Raw genomic sequence first — 21,230 nt, 5'->3', positions numbered from 1 at the left:
TTCAATCCCTCAATGATGCCTGGAATCGCTCTTTCAATGCCTCTACACATTTGGCGACGGTAGCGGCAATCTCCTCTTCTTCGAGTGTACGGCTGGTATCCTGGAGGATAAGGCTGATAGCGAGGCTCTTGAAACCTTCCGCTACGCCCTTGCCGCGGTACACGTCAAATAAGTTTACGCCAACTACCTGATTTACGCCAACTTTCTTACACTCGGCTAAAACATCGGCAGCGGGAACGTTTTCTGCCACAACGACGGCGATGTCGCGACGGTTCGCCGGGAAGCGAGAAACTTCACGCGCCTGAGGCACCACGCGGTCTGCAAGCTTGTTCCACTCCAGTTCAAATACCAGAGTGCGACCGTTCAGATCCAGTTTACGTTCCAGCTCGGGATGAACAACCCCAATAAAACCAATACGTTCACCTTTCAGATAAATCGCTGCCGACTGGCCCGGATGAAGCGCATTATTAGCTTCGATACGGAATTCGATGTCGGACAGCTTACCGGTCAGGTCGAGTACAGACTCAAGATCGCCTTTTACATCATAGAAATCGACGGTCTCTTTTGCCAGGTTCCAGTGTTCTTCATAGCGGTTGCCGCAGATAACGCCAGCCAGCATCAGATCCTGACGAATACCCAGCGGAGCCTGGGTATCAGGCACAAAGCGTAAACCGCTCTCAAAGATGCGTACGCGGTTCTGCTGACGATTCTGGTTGTAGACCACCGTTGCTAACAGACCGGTCCACAAGGAGAGGCGCATCGCCGACATTTCGCTGGAGATCGGGCTCGGCAGAATCAGCGCTTCCTCGCCGGCGTGGATCCACTGCTGTACTTTCGGATCGACAAAGCTATAGGTAATCACTTCCTGGTAGCCTTTGTCATTAAGCAACGTTTTCACGCGCTTAAGCGACAGATCCGCTTCGCGGTGGGTGCCCATAATCAGGCCCGCTTGTACCGGTTCATCAGGAATATTGTTATAGCCATAGACGCGGGCAACCTCTTCGACCAGGTCTTCTTCGATCTCCATGTCGAAACGCCAGCTCGGCGCCACGGCATGCCACTCATCCTGTCCTTCGGTAACTTCACAGCCCAGACGACGCAGAATGTCGCTAACCTGCGTATCTTCAATGTGATGGCCAATCAGACGATCCAGTTTGCTGCGGCGCAGACGGATGGTCGCAGGCTTCGGCAGAGTCGCTTCATTGGTAACGTCAATAATCGGGCCCGCTTCACCGCCGCAAATATCCATCAGCAGGCGGGTAGCACGCTCCATTGCCTGATACTGCAACGCGGAGTCCACGCCGCGCTCGTAGCGGTGCGAAGCGTCGGTATGCAGGCCATGGCGGCGGGCGCGGCCGGTAATGGATAGCGGACTAAAGAACGCGCATTCCAGCAGAACGTTTTGCGTTTCATCGTTTACGCCGGAGTGCTCGCCGCCGAAAATACCGCCCATGGCGAGGGCTTTCTGGTGGTCAGCGATAACCAGAGTATCGCTATCCAGCTTCGCCTCGGAGCCGTCAAGCAGAACCAGCGTTTCACCTTCGTGCGCCATACGTACGATGATTCCGCCTTCAATGCGGTCTTTATCGAATGCGTGCATCGGTTGACCGAGCTCAAGCAGAACGTAGTTGGTCACGTCAACCACGGCATCGATGGAGCGAATACCGCAGCGGCGCAGCTTCTCTTTCATCCATAGCGGCGTCGGCGCTTTGACATTGATGCCTTTTACCACACGCCCCAGATAGCGAGGACACGCTTCCGGCGCGTCAACCTGGATTGGCAGAACATCGTCGATGGTGGCGGCAACCGGAGCCATTTCCGGGACATTCAAAGGCGCCTTGTTGAGCACGGCAACATCGCGGGCCACGCCGATAATTCCCAGGCAGTCGGCACGGTTTGGCGTGACGCTGATTTCGATAGTGTTATCGTCAAGCTTCAGGTATTCACGAATATCGGTACCCAGCGGCGCGTCGGCAGGCAGTTCGATAATACCGCTGTGATCGTCGGAAATTCCCAGTTCGGAGAAGGAGCACAGCATGCCTTCCGACGGTTCGCCGCGCAGCTTTGCCGCTTTAATTTTAAAATCGCCCGGCAGAACGGCGCCGATGGTAGCAACAGCAACCTTCAGGCCCTGACGGCAGTTTGGCGCGCCGCAGACGATGTCCAGCAGACGTTCTCCGCCGACGTTAATTTTTGTGACGCGCAGTTTATCGGCATTCGGGTGCTGAGCGCACTCAACCACTTCGCCAACGACAACGCCGTTAAAGCTGCCCGCCACCGGCTCTACGCCGTCAACCTCAAGGCCGGCCATCGTTATCTGATCCGACAGCGCTTCGCTATCGATGGCCGGGTTAACCCACTCGCGTAACCACAGTTCACTGAATTTCATTGTTCTGTCCTGCCCTTATTTAAACTGTTTGAGGAAACGCAGATCGTTTTCGAAGAACGCGCGTAAGTCGGTCACGCCATAGCGCAGCATGGTCAGGCGCTCCATACCCATGCCGAAGGCAAAGCCGGAATAGATTTCCGGATCGATGCCCACGTTACGCAGCACGTTTGGATGCACCATACCGCAGCCGAGCACTTCCAGCCATTTACCGTTTTTACCCATCACGTCAACTTCTGCAGACGGCTCAGTGAACGGGAAATAGGACGGACGAAAACGAATCTGCAGGTCTTCTTCAAAGAAGTTACGCAGGAAATCGTGCAGCGTTCCCTTCAGGTTGGTGAAGCTGATGTTAGTGTCAACGATCAGACCTTCCATCTGATGGAACATCGGGGTATGCGTCTGATCGTAGTCGTTACGATACACGCGGCCGGGGGCAATAATGCGGATTGGCGGCTGCTGATTAGCCATGGTGCGGATCTGTACGCCTGATGTTTGCGTGCGCAGCAGGCGCGTGGCATCAAACCAGAAAGTGTCGTGGTCAGCGCGTGCCGGGTGGTGGCCTGGAATATTCAGCGCATCGAAGTTGTGATAATCATCTTCGATCTCCGGGCCAGTCGCGACGGTAAAACCGAGCTCACCGAAGAAACTTTCAATACGGTCGATGGTACGGGTCACCGGATGCAGGCCACCGTTCTCGATACGACGCCCCGGCAGAGAGACATCAATGGTTTCCGAGGCCAGACGCGCGTTGAGCGCTGCGCTTTCGAGCGCTGACTTGCGCGCGTTAAGCGCCTGCTGGACCTGCTCTTTCGCTTCGTTGATAACCGCACCGGCTGCCGGACGCTCTTCAGCAGGCAGCTCACGCAGGGTCGTCATCTGAAGGGTCAGGAGACCTTTTTTACCCAGGTATTCCACGCGGACGTTGTCCAGCGCAGCAACATCTGATGCCTCGTTAATGGCTGCCTTCGCACTGGCAACCAGCTCTGCGAGATGTGACATGGTTTTCCTCATTATGTCGGTGCAGACACCGGTTATGGTTATTATTTTGCTCTCACTATTTCGAGCCGCAGACGGCGGGCAATCCGCCCGTTGTCAGAATGACCAGGGCCAGCCACTCGTCTGGGGCTTGAAATAGAACAAGCCAGTTCAGATACAAAAAAAGCCTCCACAGTGGGAGGCTTTTTGGCGCTGTTTTCCGTTTCTTCTTTCACGCGCTAGCCTCCTGAGTTCAGGTGCTAAAGTAAAAAAAGAAGCGGAAAATAGCAGCATTCATGCTTGCATTACCTTGTCTGGTAAAAACGTAAGATCGATATTGAAAAGCTTACGCGAATAAAAGTCAATGTATTGATAGTCTTGAAACGAAAAGAGGGAGACAAGCTCCCTCTTTCAACTGGCTTATGCCAGAGCTGCTTTCGCTTTTTCGACCAGCGCGGTGAACGCTAATTTGTCGAATACTGCGATGTCAGCCAGGATCTTACGGTCGATTTCAACAGAGGCTTTTTTCAGGCCGTTGATGAATTTGCTGTAAGAAATACCGTTCTGACGTGCTGCTGCGTTGATACGCGCAATCCACAGTTGACGGAACTGACGCTTTTTCTGACGACGGTCACGATAAGCGTACTGACCAGCTTTGATAACAGCCTGGAAGGCAACGCGGTATACGCGAGAACGCGCACCGTAGTAGCCTTTAGCTTGTTTCAAAATTTTCTTGTGACGTGCACGGGCAACTACACCACGTTTTACGCGAGCCATATGTGCTCTCCTGTATCTATTCTAATTAAAAAGTTAAAAGGGTTAACGACTTATGCGTACGGCAGGCACGCGATGACCAGGCCCAGATCGCCTTTGGAAACCATGGCTTTCGGACGCAGGTGACGTTTACGCTTGGTAGCTTTTTTGGTCAGAATGTGACGCAGGTTAGCGTGCTTGTGCTTAAAACCACCTTTACCGGTTTTTTTGAAGCGCTTAGCAGCACCGCGTACGGTCTTAATTTTTGGCATTTTAATAACTTCCACTTCGCATTGTTAATAAACGAAACATAGGCGAACAACGGCTGTGGAACCCGCAGGCTCCACAGACATTGCTACTTGAAGGCCTTACTGTTTCTTCTTAGGAGCGAGCACCATGATCATCTGGCGGCCTTCGATCTTCGTTGGGAAGGATTCGACTACTGCCAGTTCACTCAGATCGTCACGGACGCGGGTAAGCACTTCCATACCGATCTGTTGGTGGGCCATCTCACGGCCGCGAAAACGCAGCGTGATCTTGGCCTTATCGCCATCTTCCAGAAAGCGAATCAGGCTGCGGAGTTTTACCTGATAATCGCCATCGTCGGTGCCAGGACGGAACTTAATTTCCTTAACCTGGATAACTTTTTGCTTTTTCTTCTGTTCCTTAGAAGACTTGCTCTTTTCATAAAGGAACTTGCCGTAGTCCATGATACGACAAACTGGCGGTTCGGCGTTAGGGCTGATTTCAACTAAATCTACTCCAGCTTCTTCAGCTTTTTCGATTGCTTCTCTCAGACTCACAATACCCAAAGCTTCGCCTTCCAGACCAGTTAAGCGAACTTCCAGGGCGCGAATCTCGCCATTAATACGATTCGGACGTGCCGTTTGAACTCGTTTTCCGCCTTTAATACCTTATTCCTCCAGTTGTTTTAGACTGCGGCTGCGAATCTCTTGTTGCAGCTTCTCGATAACTTCATTTACGTCCAGGCTGCCCAAGTCTTTGCCACGACGGGTACGCACGGCGACTTTGCCGGCTTCTACCTCTTTGTCGCCACAGACCAACATGTAAGGGACACGACGTAAAGTGTGCTCGCGGATTTTAAAGCCTATCTTCTCATTTCTCAAGTCTGCTTTTACGCGAATGCCCGCATTTTGTAGTTTACGCGTCAATTCGTTAACGTATTCAGCCTGAGAATCAGTAATATTCATGACCACAACCTGCACCGGCGCAAGCCAGCTTGGGAAGAAGCCCGCAAACTCTTCGGTCAGGATGCCGATGAAGCGCTCCAGCGAACCAAGAATTGCGCGGTGAATCATTACCGGAACCTGTCGTTCGTTATTTTCACCCACATAAGAGGCGCTTAAACGCTGCGGCAGGGAGAAGTCCAGCTGTACAGTACCGCACTGCCATGCACGATCGAGGCAGTCATACAGGGTAAATTCAATTTTCGGACCGTAGAACGCGCCTTCACCCAGCTGATACTCAAACGGGATGTTGTTCTCTTCCAGCGCAACGGCCAGATCCGCTTCAGCACGATCCCAGGTCTCATCGCTACCGATGCGTTTTTCCGGGCGAGTCGACAGTTTGACGACGATTTTCTCGAAGCCAAAGGTGCTGTACATATCGTAGACCATACGAATACAGGCGTTCACTTCATCGCGAACCTGATCTTCAGTACAGAAGATATGGGCGTCGTCCTGAGTAAAGCCACGTACGCGCATCAGGCCATGCAGCGCGCCTGACGGTTCGTTACGATGGCAGCTACCGAATTCAGCCATACGTAACGGCAGATCGCGGTAGGATTTCAGACCCTGGTTGAAGATCTGTACGTGACCCGGGCAGTTCATCGGCTTGATGCAGTATTCACGGTTCTCAGAAGACGTGGTGAACATCGCATCTTTATAGTTGTCCCAGTGGCCGGTTTTTTCCCACAGCACACGGTCCATCATAAACGGACCTTTAACTTCCTGATACTGGTACTCTTTCAGCTTAGAACGCACAAAAGTTTCCAGTTCGCGGAAGATAGTCCAGCCATCGTTATGCCAGAATACCATACCCGGCGCCTCTTCCTGCATATGATACAGGTCGAGCTGCTTGCCGATTTTACGGTGATCGCGCTTAGCGGCTTCTTCCAGACGCTGCAGATAGGCATTTAAGGCTTTTTTATCTGCCCATGCGGTCCCGTAGATGCGCTGCAGCATTTTATTGTTGCTATCGCCGCGCCAGTAGGCGCCAGCGGTCTTCATCAGTTTGAAGTGATGGCAGAAACGCATATTCGGCACATGCGGTCCACGGCACATATCGACATATTCTTCATGATGATACAAACCGGGTTTGTCATCATGAGCAATGTTTTCATCAAGAATGGAGACTTTATAGCTCTCGCCGCGCTTCACGAAGGTTTCACGCGCTTCGTGCCAGCTGACTTTCTTCTTAATGACGTCGTAGTTTTTCTCGGCGAGCTCGTGCATACGCTTTTCGAGCGCGTCGATATCTTCCTGGGTCAGGGTATGGTCCAGATCGACATCATAGTAAAAACCATTGTCGACAACCGGGCCGATCGCCATTTTGGTATTTGGCCACAGCTGTTTAATTGCGTGCCCTAAAAGGTGCGCACAGGAGTGACGAATAATCTCAAGACCATCTTCATCTTTCGCGGTGATGATAGAGAGCGTCGCGTCGTTTTCAATTAAGTCACAGGCGTCGACCAGCTCGCCGTTGACACGACCCGCAATGGTGGCTTTCGCCAGACCGGGGCCAATATCCAAAGCGACGTCCATCGGGCTCACAGCATGATCAAAATGGCGTTGGCTGCCATCAGGAAGCGTAATTACAGGCATTTCATGTCCTTATTTGCAGTGGTGCCCCACACGAAAGAGCACATGCAAAATTGATTAATTTATTAATATTAGTAGTTTACACACGTTTATGAGCTTCACTCTGCTTAATGTGTACACCAGGATGTACAAAATCCAAAATGTACCCGCCATAAACTCCTAATACCGAGTCACCATGATACACGGCATCAACTTCTCATGAAAGCTGCAACAAAACTATGGGTATTGAATCAGAGTCTGAAATTTAACATGGAGAATTAAAAGAAAAGGTATTTGCGAGCAGCTTTCCAGATCGCAAACGAATCGGTTTACCACATCCCACCCCGCTGGCATCATCCATTCCGATAGTCATGTAAATTTCGGTGCGCACCTCTCTTTCATGATGAATCTCTATTCTTACTCCCTCGATCAGTCCTCCTGCGCGATGTCTATACTTTTAGTCTTACCGACTGGAGGTAGATTATGTGCGGACGATTTGCTCAATCACAAACCCGTGAAGAATACCTGGCTTATTTAGCCGAAGAGGCCGAGCGAGATATCGCCTATGACCCCGAACCAATCACCCGATAACGTGGTGCCAGGGACTAAAGTTTTGCTACTGAGCGTACGTAAGGCCAACGCCGTTCACGCGGCTATGTGCCGGGGGTGAGCGAAAAGCCGGTGCCCATATTCGCCCACGTTGAAATCTCCACGATAAGTCAGGTGTACAAACCTCTATGGCAACATGGCTCGATGTTTGCTAGGCTGACGACTGGTATAACTGAGTAAAATTAACCGATAGCCCCTACTCTTTTACCATTTTAATATGTCAAGAAATTATTTGCTTATCGTGTAAAACGAACATTTTGTGCTGATGAATTGATACCAATCCTTCTGAAAGGTACAGACATTTTATCATTAGTAGCGGGCTAAAGATTTTTGATAATTTCCTCGAATTTTAGATCATAAGTCTGCTAATCTCTGTTTAGACACCATAGCGAGGACTGAGATGCTTACAACTATCATTTACCGTAGTCATGCCCATAGTAGCATTTCAAGAACCTCAATCATGGAAATGATTGAGCTCGCAAATGCACATAATATCAAAAGTGATGTTACTGGAATTTTGATTTTTAATGGGATTCACTTTCTGCAATTACTGGAAGGACCTCAGGCCCAAGTTAACGAAATTTACAGTAGAATCTGTAGTGATACTCGTCACTTTAATATTGTTGAACTCTTAAATGACGTTGCACCTTTCAGGCGATTTGGTAATGCGGGCATGGAATTAATTGATATTGATTTACATAGCCATGAAGACTGCCTGAGGGCAATTCTGAACAGAGGGACTACACAACACCAACTGCTTTATAATGATAGAGCATTGCGTTTTTTTCGGACATTCATAGAGTCCATACAACAAGAAAAATACTATAAATTGCCGTCCACTACTGAATGGCTGTTTACCAGGGAACCTTTAATCCCTGAAAGTCCTTATATTGCTAGTTCCTTCATTATAAATCCAGTGGTAGATCCTCTCGCGAGAAAGGTCCATTCGTTCCAGTTCAGCAATCCCAAGACAACTGGTTTGTATGGAATGGACTTGTTACATCATGATCTTGAATCAAAGCGTGTTGCTCTTCTTGAAGCTGGTAGTTTCCTTCATTCTGAACAAAGGGTTTCTATAAGTCTATTACCATTGACTATAATCAAGATTAGTGATGCCCCTTGTATGCTGCTTAAGTATATTGAACAAAGCGATCTCATTCCTGAACAAATTATCATCGAATTCTTAGAAAAAGATTTGTTCGCCAATATTGATGACTTTTTATATGCGGTGCGAATACTTAAAAGCGCTGGTATAAGCGTTGCTATTAATGACTTTGGGTCTGGACATGCAGGCTTACTCCTCCTAACAAAATTCCAGCCTGAAAAAATTAAAATTCATGGTGAGCTAATAAGAAATATCCACAGGGATGGTGCGAAACAAGCTGTAGTTCAAAGCATAATCAGTTGCTGTGATACGCTCGAGATAAGAATATGCGCTACTGATATCGAGAAAGCTGAAGAATGGATGTGGCTGGAGTCAGCCGGTATCGCTTACTTCCAGGGGCCCCTTTTTTCAGGCTACTCAGATAATGGCTTGCCATTTGTAAGTTGGCCGGACCCTGCGGAGATTTAGGAATAGTAGAAAGTGGTGACGAATTTTAAGGCGTTTTACGGTCGTTGATTTTGAGGTCGATAAACGCCTTATTGATATTGACCTCCTATACCCGCGTTTCCCCGAGCCGTAAGCAGCGCGCGAATGGATGAGGCAGGATATAGGAGGGAAAGAGACGGAGGAGATAAATGCGGATGTTGCAGTGTCAGCAGACCATTTCACATGGCAACCTGTATCCCACGCGGTTGGTAACGTGAAGAATCAGGGGCCGGTCACTTGACCTTCAGCAGGTCGCTGTATCTCGTTGTATAGCGGGGTGATAGCATTTCTCGCTTCATCTGCCATGCGGTCTGCATTCCCTGCCCTGCAAAATAGAGCGTCCCCCTTCCGTCCTTTGCGTTAAGGTGGTCGAGAACTTCCATTAACTTTTCGCTGTTCTGCCGCGGTGCGTTGTCATCGAACAGATTCAGCTGTGCAACGCCCTGACTGTAGAAATCGCCCAGCATTACCCCTGCTTTCTGATAACGATGCCCATCTTTCCAGATTGCATCGAGGCATTTCGTTGCCGCTTCGATGATATCGCGGCTATCCTGAGTTGGCGTTAGCAGTTTTACCGATGCACTATTACCGTAATATGGCTCGTTCAGTGCGAAGGGACTGGTTTTAACGAACGCTGAGATGAACCGGCAATACTGATGCTCGCCACGGAGTTTCTCCGCTGCGCGCGACGCATAGCTGCATATCGCCTGCCTCATCTCATGGTATTCCGTGATACGACCGCCGAACGAACGGCTGCACACGATTTCCTGTTTTACCGGCGCGAATTCCTCCAGACCGAGGCATGGCTCGCCGCGCAGTTCCCGCACTGTTCGCTCCAGTACCACATTAAAATGCTTACGGATAAACCTGATATCAGTATCAGCCAGCTGCAGCACAGTTTTAATCCCCATGGCTTCCAGCTTTTTACTGATACGGCGCCCAACGCCCCATACCTCATCAACTGGTAAGATCGCCATTAGCTTTCTCTGCCGCTCCAGGTTCGACAAATCAACCACACCTCCGGTCTGCCGCTGCCACTGTTTCGCTGCGTGATTTGCCAGCTTAGCCAGAGTTTTAGTCTGGGCTATGCCAACGCCTACAGTGAGGTGCGTCCTTCGTAGAACTGTCTCACGAATTTCCCGGCCAAAGTCGGTTAGGTCGCGGCAGTTACGAACTCCTGTCAGGTCGCAAAAAGCTTCATCGATGCTGTAAATTTCGCATCGTGGAGATAGCTCCTCCAGTGTCGTCATCACACGATTGGACATATCGGCATAGAGCTCATAGTTGCTACTAAACGCGATAATGCCGTGCCGGCGAAACAGATCCTTTTGTTTGAAGTACGGCTCACCCATTTTGACAAACGGCTTGGCTTCTGCGCTACGGGCAATCACACAACCATCATTATTGGAAAGGACGACCACTGGCCGCCCTTTCAGATCTGGTCTGAATACTGTTTCGCACGATGCGTAAAATGAGTTCACATCGCAAAGCGCAAACATCTCAGCCAGCCGATTTGATGATGAAAGTAACGACCCCGAACACGTCGAGAGTATCCTCGCTTCCTACGACTATCGGCGAATATGCAGGATTCATTGGGTTAAGCTGAACCCGCGGATGCAGCTGCAGCTTCTTAACGGTAAACTCCCCGTTCACAGCGGCAATCACGATATCGCCATGGACTGCGGTTCGTGAGCTATCCACGACCAGTAAATCTCCCTCCCCGATCCCGGCGTCCTTCATGCTATCGCCGGCAGCTTTGACAAAATACGTCGCGCTGGGGTGGTTAACTAACAACTCGTTCAGGTCAATACGTTGCTCAACATAATCCTGCGCTGGACTCGGAAAACCACATTGCACAAGGTCACTGAACAACGGAATCAGGATGATCTTACGTAACTCAACGGGCGTGTAAAACTGCATAATAAACTCGCTCACATAAATACTGTTTATATATACAGTAATTTCAACTCAGCGACATATCAATATAGGTTTTACCTATCAATTTTCGTTATTGCTGTAAGGTATTGATGTAATGATTGTGGATAGTCTTAAAAGGTTTTAATGACTTAACCGATTGATGGTTTTGCGAACAGTGCGAGGATAAAAATTTTCAGTCATGACACTGCCTCAATAGCAAATTGCTAACCAGCAGGCTTTTGCATACGGTTCGCAGGAGAGCAACCTTAACCAGCAGGAGGATTTTTATAAATGACCCAACAATACCGATGCAAAGAAACATGAGAAGGGGCCGTATGGCCTCTTTTCGTATTAGCTGAAGCTGCTACTACTGGTCCGGAATGCCATTGCTGTGATGTTCTCCACCCTGCAGCTATAGTCAAAATTGGCGTCATTTCCATGGGCCTCAACAAAGCAACTCACTTTGTTATTGTCCGCGTTGAGGTTAGCTGCAAATCGAAATTCCTGTGCAATGGTCCCTGTAAATCCGTTATCACCCATCATTTGGTATTTTCGAGTGACCTGCTGCCCTCCTACATTAAACACAACATCCACCGTGTAGCCATATTTTCTATCAATACCCGGCGACTCCATTAGCAACGTACAGCAAAGAACAACGGTCATTCCATAACCACGATTCTGATAGTAAATATTACGGCGCACCCTGTTGTTACGACGAAATGCCATATCATCGTAGCGACGGGCAATAGCAATATCCCCGATAAATTCCTGCGCCTCCAGCTTGCCCTTGAACGTACCACTGGTTGCTTCAATATGACCCGTGAACTTTCCGCTGTTTGCATGAACTTCCCCACGCACGACAACATTATTAAATTCGCTGGCTCCCGATTTAGTGATTCGCCAGCCCTCACTGCCCCCAACGTAGTTGTTTGACTGAATATCGCCAATCTTGGCGTTCTGGATCGAACCGTTCTTAATCCGGGCGGTATCAATGTACAGCTCGTTTCCTTCAGCAATCATCACCGGCACAGCAGTCTTGCTGTTGCGGTTAAACAGCGAGAAACGGTCGGCATAGAGGATCATGTCGCTTGTGGAACCATCGCTGCCCAGCACGATCCCGGCGCCTACCTTCTTCCCGTTATTTGTTTCAACTTTGATGGAGTACATCGAGTTGACCTTGCCGTTTGTATCCGCCAGCGTCTGACCCTGGGCCTGTACGGTCGAGGATAACGTACCGACGGTACTGTTCAGGCTGGTCAGGCTGCTGGCTGTTGATTCGATTTTATCTTCAGCCTTCGTGACCCGCGTCGTCAGCGAACTGACCGCGCTGGCATCCGCTTTATTTCCGAGGCTGTTCTGCAGGCTGGTGAGCTGCTGCCCCTGCGAGGTAATTTTCCCCTCTGCGCTGGTCACGCGCGTTGTCAGCGAACTGATGGCTGCAGCGTTGACGGTATTGGCCACCTCATCGCTGACATCGATGCAGAATGCATCGTCCAGATACAGATAACCAGCAGACAGGCTGGAGCGCAGAGAGATGATCAGCTCTGCGTCTGCCGTCGGCTTATAGTCGCCGCTGATATAAGTCCATGCAGTACCGACGCTGGCCGGGATCGTAATATCTTTCAGCGGCCCTGAGCTATTGCGGATGCTGATTTTGGTATTGCTGGCATTGCTGATGGCCATATCGGCAGACCTGCGCACCCAGGCACCCACGCGGTACGTCTGGCCACCCGTCAGCTTCACCACCTGGTCACAGGCCGTTGAGCCGCTGGATGTCTTCGTGGCCTGAATGATGTATTTGCCGGACTTCGGGTTCTGCGCTGCCAGCGTGCTCCAGCCGGAGTTACTCCAGCCGTCAAAACCGCGTTCGAACGAGTTGTTCGCCAGCATGTTGCCGGGCATTGATTTTGCCGCGTCCGCATCCTGCTGGGTGGCCACAATGCTGTTATTCAGGGACGTAACGCTGCTGCCCTGGCTGCTCAGGGTTTTGCCCTGTTCTGTCACGGTGTTCTGCAGCGACTGCAGCGCACTCGCATCCGCCTTTTTGTTGACACTGGCATTCGTCGTCGACAGGTCGCTGGTCAGCTTCGTTATCGCGCTGTTCGCCGCCGTAATGTCTTTACCCTGCTGCGTCACCGTGTTCTGCAGGGTCTGAACGGCACTCGCGTCCGCCTTTTGGCTGACTGTGCTGTTTGTCGTCTTCAGCCCGTTTTCCAGCGCCGTCGTCCGGCTCCCGATGCTGGACAACGTATCGCCCTGCTGGGTGACTTTCGTGGTCAGGGAGTCAACCGCAGAGGCCGCCGCGTCTGCTGTGCCCTGCGCATTGTAAGCATCGGTGACATCGGTGATAACCAGGTCGTCGATATACAGGTTATAGCCTGGCGTATTGCTGCCGTTCGCTCCGCGCGTGGAGATCCAGACCACTGCGCGCGTCGCGCCTTTCGCTGTGGCTTTTGCATAGCCGGAAAATTTAACCCATTTGTCACGACCGGCCAGCGCTGATTCGCTGACATTCGCTGCCCCCAGCCATGAGTTCGCACCCGCATCATTCTGGACGTTGAGACCGACGACAGTGACCCAGCCGCTGGACGGGTTTTCTCCGGAAGGCATCATCGCCCAGAATTCAACCCTGAATACTGCCGTATCGCGAATGGCAAGGCGTGAGCCGATTAAATCATCGCTGTTGCCTGTCGTGTTCTGTGCGCGCGAAACGCGCATACATTTGCCGCCCGAGTAACTGACCCCGGTGACCACTCGCGCTGACCCACCCAGGTTGTGGTTTGCGTCGTAGGATTCAAACGTTCCGTCCAGCCACGGGTTTGAGCCTTTACGGGCATTAATATTCAGCGAGCTGTTCAGGCTGGTAATGCTGTCAGCCTGGCTGCTGATATCCTTTTCCGTCTGCGTTACCCGATTAGATAACGCGTTTAAGGCAGTGGCGTCGGCTTTCTTCGTCACGTTCGCGTTGGTGCCCGACAGGTCATTCTGCAGCTTTGTGATCGCCTGGCTCTGGCTGGCCAGCGTCTTGCCCTGCTCAGTAACCTTTGACGATAAATCATTCACGACACTGGCGTCGGCTTTACCCGCCACGCCATTTGATGAAAACACAACTACATGACGGATAAAAAGTCGTGCACTGGTGGAAGGCGCCCAGCCGCCCGCTGCAAACCGCAGATAGACGAAATTATCAGTAAAATCTGCTGGAATGGTCAGCTCCACGGTTTTCGTCTGCCAGCTGGTCGTTATCCCTTTTAACCATGATGTACTGGATACCACCCAGCTGGTGGGGTTATTCAGGTCAGAAATAACCCCAACGGAGTCAGAGGATATATTCGACATCGCCTCTGAGGATTTAAATTCAAACGTAACGGTTAATTTCGTATCTGGCTCAACCGGAATGCGGGTCTGGTTGGCTACACGAATGGAGCCTGTCGTCGTTCTCAGCGCCTTTTCCCCGGCATCATACGTAAACGCGGAGCCGGTGCCGGAATCCACCCATAGCGAAAGGTCCGATTCCATCCCCCCGTTAGCTATCAGACTGCCGGATATCAGCGATGCCTGAAGTTGCGTGATGCTGTTACTCTGGCTTGTCAGTTTCCCTTCGGCTTCGGTAACCCGGTTACTTAACGAGGTGACGGCTGACGCATCGGCCTTCTTCGCGATGTTCTGGTTCGCGGTCGTCAGCCCGTTCTGCAGGCTGGTGATGCTGCTGCCCTGGCTGCTCAGGGTTTTGCCCTGTTCTGTCACGGTGTTCTGCAGCGACTGCAGCGCACTCGCGTCCGCCTTTTTGTTAACTGTGGCATTCGTCGTGGCCAGATCGTTCGTGAGTTTCGTGATGCTGCTGCTCTGACTCTCCAGCTTCCCTTCCGCGCTCGTTACCCGGTTGGTCAGATTACTGATGGCAGTGGCGCTGGCCGCAATACTGGTCTCATCAGTCACGTCAATAAGATAGAAATCATCAAAATACTGCTCACCCGTCGCCAGCAGTACCATAATGGAGACGTCAAGGACTGCCGTTTTCGTCGCCTTCCATGTGCCAGAAATTTCCTGCCAGACAGAGCCTGTCGGCAGCGTCGCGGGATTGAACTGCACCTCTTTCAGTGGTCCGCCGGATTCACCAATACGCAGCTTGTTATTTCCGGCAGCGCCTGACGGCATTGTCGTGCCACCTGAAACACGCGTGAACACACCTATTTTGTAGGTGCGATCCTTTATGAACGAAATCTTCTGAAGCAGCGAGACCACGTTACTGCCCGGCACCACCTTGAGGATTCGGGTGCCGTTGTACGGTGACAATGCCGTTATGACTGACGTCGCTGACTGCCAGCCAGTAAACGCAGCCTGGCCGCGCTCGAATGACCCGTTGGAAATCAGGTTGCCGGGTATCGCCCGGGAGGCATCCGCATCAGCAACAGCTTCATTGAGGCTGTTACTCAGCTGCGTCAGGCTGCTGCCCTGGCTTGTCAGCGTTTTGCCCTGCTCCGCCACGGTGTTTTGCAGCGTCTGCAGCGCACTCGCATCCGCCTTTTTGTTGACATTGGCATTCGTCGTCGACAGGTCGCTGGTCAGCTTCGTTATCGCGCTGTTCGCCGCCGTAATGTCTTTGCCCTGCTGCGTCACCGTGTTCTGCAGGGTCTGAACAGCGCTCGCGTCCGCCTTCTGGCTGACGGTGCTGTTTGTCGTCTTCAGCCCGTTTTCCAGCGCCGTCGTCCGGCTCCCGATGCTGGACAACGTATCGCCCTGCTGGGTGACTTTCGTGGTCAGGGTATCCACTGCTGACGCGGTGGCATCGGCGGTTTTCTGTGCGCGGTTCGCTGCGGTGACGTTGCGCAGATGCCAGTCTGCTGCATACCAGACCGTACCAAAGGGTGAACTCTGGTTAACCTGCAGGAAGGGGCGCAGGAAATTCGTGTCGGACGGCACCGTAAAGCGCCATGTTGCGCGCTTCCAGGCCGCCGTGGTTTTCGTATTACCGCCAGAAAGCCTCGCTTTAACCCCTTCTGTCGCAGAGGTGCCGCTGGCGATATAGAGATTAAAATCGGCCTGACCGGCGCCGCAGGCTACCAGGGCCGACATCTCGAAGACATCACCCGGTGTGACAGCAATGTTGTTTATTTTTGGGACATGATCGCGGCCTGCCAGACGAACCACGTACGCAAACGGGCAATCCCCGGGCACGCCAGCAGCGCCGGATGATACGACGTCATACCCCATGCGGTCGTAAGAAGGATCAAATGCCGGGTTAGGTATATAGTCATCCCCGGCTGCTTTTGCGGCGCTAATTGAGCTGTTGAGGGAAGTGATATTGCTGTTCGCTGCAGTCAGACCACTTTCCGTCTTCTCCACTCGCCCGGTCAGTGACGTCAGCGCGCTCTGATCCGCCTTTTTACTCACATTCGAGTTCGTGGTGGTCAGGTCATTCTGCAGCTTTGTGATTGCCTGGCTATGGCTGGCCAGCTTCCCTTCCGCTGAGTCAACGCGACTGGTCAGGTCAGTCACGGCAGAGGCATTTGCCTTCTTCGACACCCCGGTCGACGAAAAAACGTCGACTTTACGGATATACAGACGCGCACTGTTTGACGGTGCCCAGCCCCCGGCGGCAAACCGCAGATAGACATAATTCCCGGTAAAGTCTGCCGGAATGGTCAGCTCCACGGTTTTCGTCTGCCAGCTGGTCGTCACGCCACTCAGCCACGGGGATTCTGAGGATAGCCAGGCGACAGGATTGCCCAAATCAGTTATCACACCAACGGTATCAGACGATACGCTGTTCATCGTTTCCGATGTTTTGTACTCAAATGAGACGGTAAGCGTCAGCCCGGCCTCAGCGGGGATACGCGTCACGTTGGCAACCCGAACAGAGCCGGTTGTCGTTCTCAGCGCTTTTTCACCTGCATCATACGTGAATGCCGAGCCGGTACCGGAGTTCTCCCAGAACGACAGATCCACATCCATGCCGCCGTTACTAATCAGGCTCCCTTCAGCCAGGGTGTTTTTCAGCATCGTCAGCTGGCCAGACTGTGTGGTCAGGTTGCCTTCCGTCGCGGATACCCGGTTGGTTAACGCCGTGACCGCGCTCGCATCGGCCTTTGTACTGACGTTTGAATTGGTTGTCGTCAGGTCGTTCTGCAGTTTAGCGATCGCGCTGCCCTGGCTGGTCAGCGTTTTATCCTGCTGGCTGACGCTGGACTGCAGGCCCGTGATGGCGTTGCTGTTTGCGGCCACGCCCGACTCTGTTTTACCGACGCGGTTAGACAGCGAGGTCAGCGAATTCCCCTGGCTGGTTAACGTGGTGCCCTGCTGTTCAACCTTTTGCGTGAGGGACTGCAGCGCGGTTGCATCGGCTTTTTTACCCAGACTGGTTTCCAGCCCGCTGATTTTGCTGGCCTGTGCGCTTTGTGCGGTCGACAGGGAACTCAGCTCCTCCGCGACCGAGGATTTATTCTCGTTGAACTGCGTCTGCAGCGATTCCCGGGCTGTCACCTCTGCTTTATCAGCAGTGATACGGGCACTCATCTCCTGATACAGCAGGCCGGAACGCAGATCCGCCAGGCTGTTACTTTCCGTCGTTCCCCTTATCTGTGCCGCCAGCGTGGAGCGCTTCAGCGCTTCCGCTTCATCTGCCTGCGTCCGCGCCATCTCCTCATTACGCAGCGCCGCAGTACTGGCCGCCGGTGCCGGACGCCCGACCGATATCCAGTGGATCAGGAAATGGTTGTCGGCATTCTGCCCCTGAGCCAGATCCAGGCGAAAGCGGCGGACCGTACCGGATGCATTCCAGTTCACATCGGAGATGGCCACCACGCTGATACCATCGCCGTCAAACTCCTGCTCCGCGATATTCACCGAGCGGGCATCACTCCAGCCGGTTTCCTCTGTACCAATCCAGTAAAGCCGCCCTTTCCATGCCGGATTACCCACGCGTTTAATACGCAGCATGACGGTGCGATAGGAGGAAGCCGGAATAGTTTGCCCGTTGGGCGAACGGCAGGAGGCGGTGCTGTTCAGTGCTTTCAGCCAGCCGTCGTCCGTGATTTGCATCGGCACCTGACCGGCATCGTCCTCGGTCCACCCCTCATTGTCTTTATCGAAGTACCAGATACTGAACGAATCAAACTGCTGCCCGCTACCGGCGGAAATTTCAGAAATCTGACGGGCCAGTGACTCGTCGCCGTCCTGAATAATCGTCTGCAGATTATTAATGGCGGCCACGCGCTCGTTTTTTTCATTCAGCAGCTGGTCTGCCGCCTGCGCCGCCTTCGCGTTGACGTCCGCAATGCGGTCGGCAGTTTCCTGTTTTACCGCTTTGTCCCAGCCTGTATTCGCCTGGGCGATGGACTGTTTCAGACTGTTTTCAACCGCCTGCAGCTGGGATTTTAACGCAGCATCCCCCTCGGTCAGGGTTTTGTTAACGTCAGCGATCTGCTGGTCAACGGAGGCATTAATCTCGCTCACGGCATCGGTGATGCTCTTGTTGACTGCCGTGATATTGTCACTGAGCGTCTGATTTACGCTGTTGATATTCTCCGTTATCGTCTTGTTGACGGACTCTATCTGCCCGTCAACCTGCTGCGTGACTTCTTCACGAATAGCATCGGCGGTGTCCAGCAGCTCCTTATGAGTCTCCTCAATATCCCGCTGGACTTCCTGCCAGGCGTCCGTGTCCTTGATCGCATCAGTCAGCTTATCGTAATACTCACCGATATCGTCGCTGGCCATCCCCTGCACCCAGGCCGTCCACGGACTTTCATTGCCGATACGGTCAACGATCCGCGCGCGGTACCAGAACATCGCCGCAATCTGCAGGCCCAACTGCTGATACGTTTTACCCGGATACGCCACATCAGACAGCGCCATCGCCCCGTTGCCGTTGGGATTAGGACTGTACTGCAGCTCGGTTTTCTGCGTATCGCCACTCCCCTCCGGGAACGCCCAGTTCAGCTGCACGCCATGCAGCAGGGAAGTGGTGGTCAGCGCCAGCGGTGCCGACGGCAAACCGATTTTTCCGGTCAGCGTTTTCTCTTCTGAATATGCCCAGCCGCTGGAGACCTCTGCAGCGTTGATCGCCCGGACACGGGCCAGATAACGACCGGCGTAAATGCCGCTGACCTCGAACGAGGTGGTCGAGCTGCGCGGCACGTTAATCCAGTTACCGTCATTACGTCGCCACTGCGCTTCATACGAAATCGCATCTTTCACCGCATTCCAGTGCACCTGCATCGTTTCGACGCTGATGCCCTGATTCACCACAGAATACGAGCTGATAACGATGCTTTCCGGCGGCTGCTGACTCCCTGGAGGGATAACGCTTATCGGGCGCTGGTCGATGATCGCGCCGGTATCGATACGCGGGAATTTATCCGGGTCGTGGGCCACGCCGGTGATTGTATACGTGGCGTTGTTGTTGTCCTTGACCCCGATAACGCGGTACTGCTGAACATACAGATCGTCAGATTCAATCACCCAGACACATTCCACCTCCGGCGTCTCACTGTACGCCGTCGTAACCGTGACCTGTCGGCGACCGTTAACTGACTGGATCGTCCGGGCCTGAGATATGCCTGACGGCAGGTTCAGCTGCAGCCGGTCACCAGCTTTTGCATCAGTATCCCGGTCAAGGGTAATCACCCGTCCATTAACTGCGCTGATACGCCCGCCGTTCACGCGTCCGGCCAGAAGTTCATCAGCCAGTCCAATGATGTAGCCCGGCTGCGGGATTTTACCGTCCAGCCCCACATCAATCTCAACCATTCGGTCTTTGTTGTTGGTCAGAATGCCCCACAGCCCTTTCCTGTGGGCTTCGCTCTGCCGGGTACACCCAATGGCCGTCACTTCGAGCTGGTTAAAGCTGTAGCGGGAAACCAGCTCCGGGACGAACGCCGGTTCCATCGCATCAGCATACGCGTTCGCCGGGTCGGACCAGGAGACGAGCGCGTTGGTGTAGCGAGCCTTGCTGGTGCTGCTCGAATAGCGCGGTTTACCAATGATATTCGCCCGCGTATAGTTGAAATCAACATCGCGCGGCATATCCGCCTGCACAACAATCTGCTCACCGCTCCAGCAGGTCATTCCCCGGAAAATAGCCGCAAAGTCACGCAGCACGGTGTAGGCATCATTGCGTTCCTGCACGTAAACGTTACAGAGATAGCGAGGCTCCATGCCGTCGCCGCCCTTACCATCCGGAACCAGCTGATCGCAGTACTGTGCGATCTGGTACAACGTCCATTTAGAAATATTGGCGCTGGTCAGGCGGTTGCCGAGGCCAAACCGGTCTGAAACAACGATATCGTAATAAATCCATGCCGGGTTATCCGTCCATGCCCACTTAAAGCCACCTGTCCAGGTGCCGGTATACTCACGGGTTTCTGGATTATAGTTATCCGGAACGCGGATCACGCGCCCGCGTGGCTCACAGGAAATTTGCGGGATGGAACCATTAAACTGGCTGGAGTCGAACTCGATATAGAGCAGCGCGGTATGCGGATAGCGCAGCTTCGCGTCGATTACCTCTGTGTAGCTCTGCAGCGTCATCACATCGCCGATTTTGACGCTGTTGGCGTCCGGCGAGACTTTCCGCAGTCGCAAAGTCCAGGTACTCCCTGCCTGCGGCAGGTCGATGCGGTGGCTGCGCTCATAGCCGGACGTGGTTTTCCCGGTCACCGCCGTTTCCAGCACGGTCTGCCAGGCACCGCCATCGGTCTGTAAATCAATGGCGTATTTAACTGTATTTCCCACTACGTCCCCGTCGTCTTCCTGTTTCATCAGGGATGGCCATTTCAGGCGGACGCGAACGGCGGAAAGCTGGGTATTGGTAAACGTATGGCTCCAGGCGGTTTCACTGGATATTTCTGTTCCGACGCTGATTTCATTTTCAGTGCCCGGAATACCCTGAATATATTTTTGGGCCTGTGTTCCGGGACGAAATTCCCAGGCCACGCCGGAAAAGTTCTCTGACCCGTCGGCATTTAATAGCGGGGTACCATCGAGATAAATATCCTTGCCCGTTAACTCACCTGCAAATTCACCCTCGCCCAGCGCGATGAGAATTTTGGCTTTTGCTACGGACTGTAAATCATCCGGCTGTTCTGTCGGCGTGCGCTGGCTTGAGCTGCCACCTTTGCGCCCTTTGATTATGTTATTTGCCATATTACGCCCATAAAAAAAGCCACCGCAAGGT

General features: G+C 52.6%; 12 protein-coding genes, 2 pseudogenes and 1 other annotated feature. Of the genes and pseudogenes, 3 read left to right on the top strand and 11 right to left on the bottom strand.

Going from position 1 to position 21,230, the window contains the following annotated elements:
- Position 1: 1 nt before the first annotated feature.
- From pheT to thrS, 8 genes are all read right to left on the bottom strand, one after another.
- Positions 2–2,389 (bottom strand): phenylalanine--tRNA ligase subunit beta, encoded by a 2,388-nt coding sequence (gene pheT, locus KO1_RS02860; protein WP_004102961.1) that lies wholly within the window; start codon positions 2,387–2,389, stop codon positions 2–4.
- 15 nt (positions 2,390–2,404) lie between these two features.
- Complete coding sequence (gene pheS / locus KO1_RS02855) at positions 2,405–3,388, bottom strand: phenylalanine--tRNA ligase subunit alpha (protein ID WP_004102962.1); 984 nt, start codon at positions 3,386–3,388, stop codon at positions 2,405–2,407.
- A gap of 41 nt (positions 3,389–3,429) precedes the next feature.
- The gene (locus KO1_RS28420) at positions 3,430–3,600 is read right to left on the bottom strand and encodes a hypothetical protein (RefSeq protein ID WP_153675267.1); all 171 of its coding nucleotides are present in this window, start codon (positions 3,598–3,600) and stop codon (positions 3,430–3,432) included.
- Positions 3,542–3,667 (bottom strand) — a sequence feature (Phe leader region). (Overlaps the previous gene by 59 nt.)
- The gene (gene pheM / locus KO1_RS28415; protein WP_001386830.1) at positions 3,618–3,662 is read right to left on the bottom strand and encodes a pheST operon leader peptide PheM; all 45 of its coding nucleotides are present in this window, start codon (positions 3,660–3,662) and stop codon (positions 3,618–3,620) included. It overlaps the preceding feature by 45 nt.
- Before the next feature lie 117 nt (positions 3,668–3,784).
- Positions 3,785–4,141 (bottom strand): 50S ribosomal protein L20, encoded by a 357-nt coding sequence (gene rplT / locus KO1_RS02850; RefSeq protein WP_004102963.1) that lies wholly within the window; start codon positions 4,139–4,141, stop codon positions 3,785–3,787.
- A 50-nt stretch (positions 4,142–4,191) separates the two neighbouring features.
- The gene (gene rpmI, locus KO1_RS02845) at positions 4,192–4,389 is read right to left on the bottom strand and encodes a 50S ribosomal protein L35 (RefSeq protein ID WP_001124225.1); all 198 of its coding nucleotides are present in this window, start codon (positions 4,387–4,389) and stop codon (positions 4,192–4,194) included.
- A gap of 96 nt (positions 4,390–4,485) precedes the next feature.
- Positions 4,486–5,028, bottom strand: coding sequence for a translation initiation factor IF-3 (infC, locus tag KO1_RS02840; RefSeq protein WP_052746887.1), 543 nt, complete (start codon positions 5,026–5,028; stop codon positions 4,486–4,488).
- Positions 5,029–5,031: 3 nt separating this feature from the next.
- Positions 5,032–6,960: a threonine--tRNA ligase gene (gene thrS / locus KO1_RS02835; RefSeq protein ID WP_004102966.1), complete on the bottom strand. Its 1,929-nt coding sequence runs from the start codon at positions 6,958–6,960 to the stop codon at positions 5,032–5,034.
- A 459-nt stretch (positions 6,961–7,419) separates the two neighbouring features.
- Here thrS and KO1_RS28660 point away from each other — a divergent pair.
- From KO1_RS28660 to KO1_RS28655, 3 genes and pseudogenes are all read left to right on the top strand, one after another.
- Positions 7,420–7,686: pseudogene (locus KO1_RS28660) on the top strand (SOS response-associated peptidase family protein); the annotation flags it as partial.
- A 259-nt stretch (positions 7,687–7,945) separates the two neighbouring features.
- Entirely contained in the window at positions 7,946–9,118 is a 1,173-nt protein-coding gene (locus tag KO1_RS02830) for a diguanylate phosphodiesterase (protein ID WP_004102968.1), read from the top strand.
- A gap of 106 nt (positions 9,119–9,224) precedes the next feature.
- Positions 9,225–9,377: pseudogene (locus KO1_RS28655) on the top strand (SOS response-associated peptidase); the annotation flags it as partial.
- On the opposite strand, the gene KO1_RS02825 reads toward KO1_RS28655, so the two are convergent.
- The 3 genes from KO1_RS02825 to gpJ form a co-directional block, all read right to left on the bottom strand.
- A complete protein-coding gene (locus tag KO1_RS02825; protein WP_024274317.1) occupies positions 9,370–10,635 on the bottom strand; it encodes a Y-family DNA polymerase in 1,266 nt (421 codons plus the stop codon). The pseudogene KO1_RS28655 and the gene KO1_RS02825 sit on opposite strands and share 8 nt — an antisense overlap.
- A 1-nt stretch (position 10,636) precedes the next feature.
- Positions 10,637–11,056, bottom strand: a complete 420-nt coding sequence (locus tag KO1_RS02820; RefSeq protein WP_004102971.1) for a translesion error-prone DNA polymerase V autoproteolytic subunit — start codon at positions 11,054–11,056, stop codon at positions 10,637–10,639.
- Positions 11,057–11,404: 348 nt separating this feature from the next.
- Entirely contained in the window at positions 11,405–21,199 is a 9,795-nt protein-coding gene (gene gpJ / locus KO1_RS02815; RefSeq protein WP_004102972.1) for a TipJ family phage tail tip protein, read from the bottom strand.
- Positions 21,200–21,230: the final 31 nt, after the last annotated feature.

Origin of the sequence: Klebsiella oxytoca NBRC 105695 (genome assembly GCF_001598695.1) — a bacterium.
GTDB lineage: Bacteria > Pseudomonadota > Gammaproteobacteria > Enterobacterales > Enterobacteriaceae > Klebsiella > Klebsiella oxytoca.
The sequence above is the reverse complement of the archived record's forward strand: the minus strand, read 5'-3'. Positions and strand labels throughout refer to the sequence as shown.

What these genes read in the sequence shown, in the direction of transcription:
- gpJ (WP_004102972.1), bottom strand. Translation starts at nt 21,199, where the DNA reads ATGGCAAATAACATAATCAAAGGGCGCAAAGGTGGCAGCTCAAGCCAG.
- KO1_RS02825 (WP_024274317.1), bottom strand. Translation starts at nt 10,635, where the DNA reads ATGTTTGCGCTTTGCGATGTGAACTCATTTTACGCATCGTGCGAAACA.
- pheS (WP_004102962.1), bottom strand. Translation starts at nt 3,388, where the DNA reads ATGTCACATCTCGCAGAGCTGGTTGCCAGTGCGAAGGCAGCCATTAAC.
- thrS (WP_004102966.1), bottom strand. Translation starts at nt 6,960, where the DNA reads ATGCCTGTAATTACGCTTCCTGATGGCAGCCAACGCCATTTTGATCAT.
- rpmI (WP_001124225.1), bottom strand. Translation starts at nt 4,389, where the DNA reads ATGCCAAAAATTAAGACCGTACGCGGTGCTGCTAAGCGCTTCAAAAAA.
- pheT (WP_004102961.1), bottom strand. Translation starts at nt 2,389, where the DNA reads ATGAAATTCAGTGAACTGTGGTTACGCGAGTGGGTTAACCCGGCCATC.
- KO1_RS02820 (WP_004102971.1), bottom strand. Translation starts at nt 11,056, where the DNA reads ATGCAGTTTTACACGCCCGTTGAGTTACGTAAGATCATCCTGATTCCG.
- KO1_RS02830 (WP_004102968.1), top strand. Translation starts at nt 7,946, where the DNA reads ATGCTTACAACTATCATTTACCGTAGTCATGCCCATAGTAGCATTTCA.
- rplT (WP_004102963.1), bottom strand. Translation starts at nt 4,141, where the DNA reads ATGGCTCGCGTAAAACGTGGTGTAGTTGCCCGTGCACGTCACAAGAAA.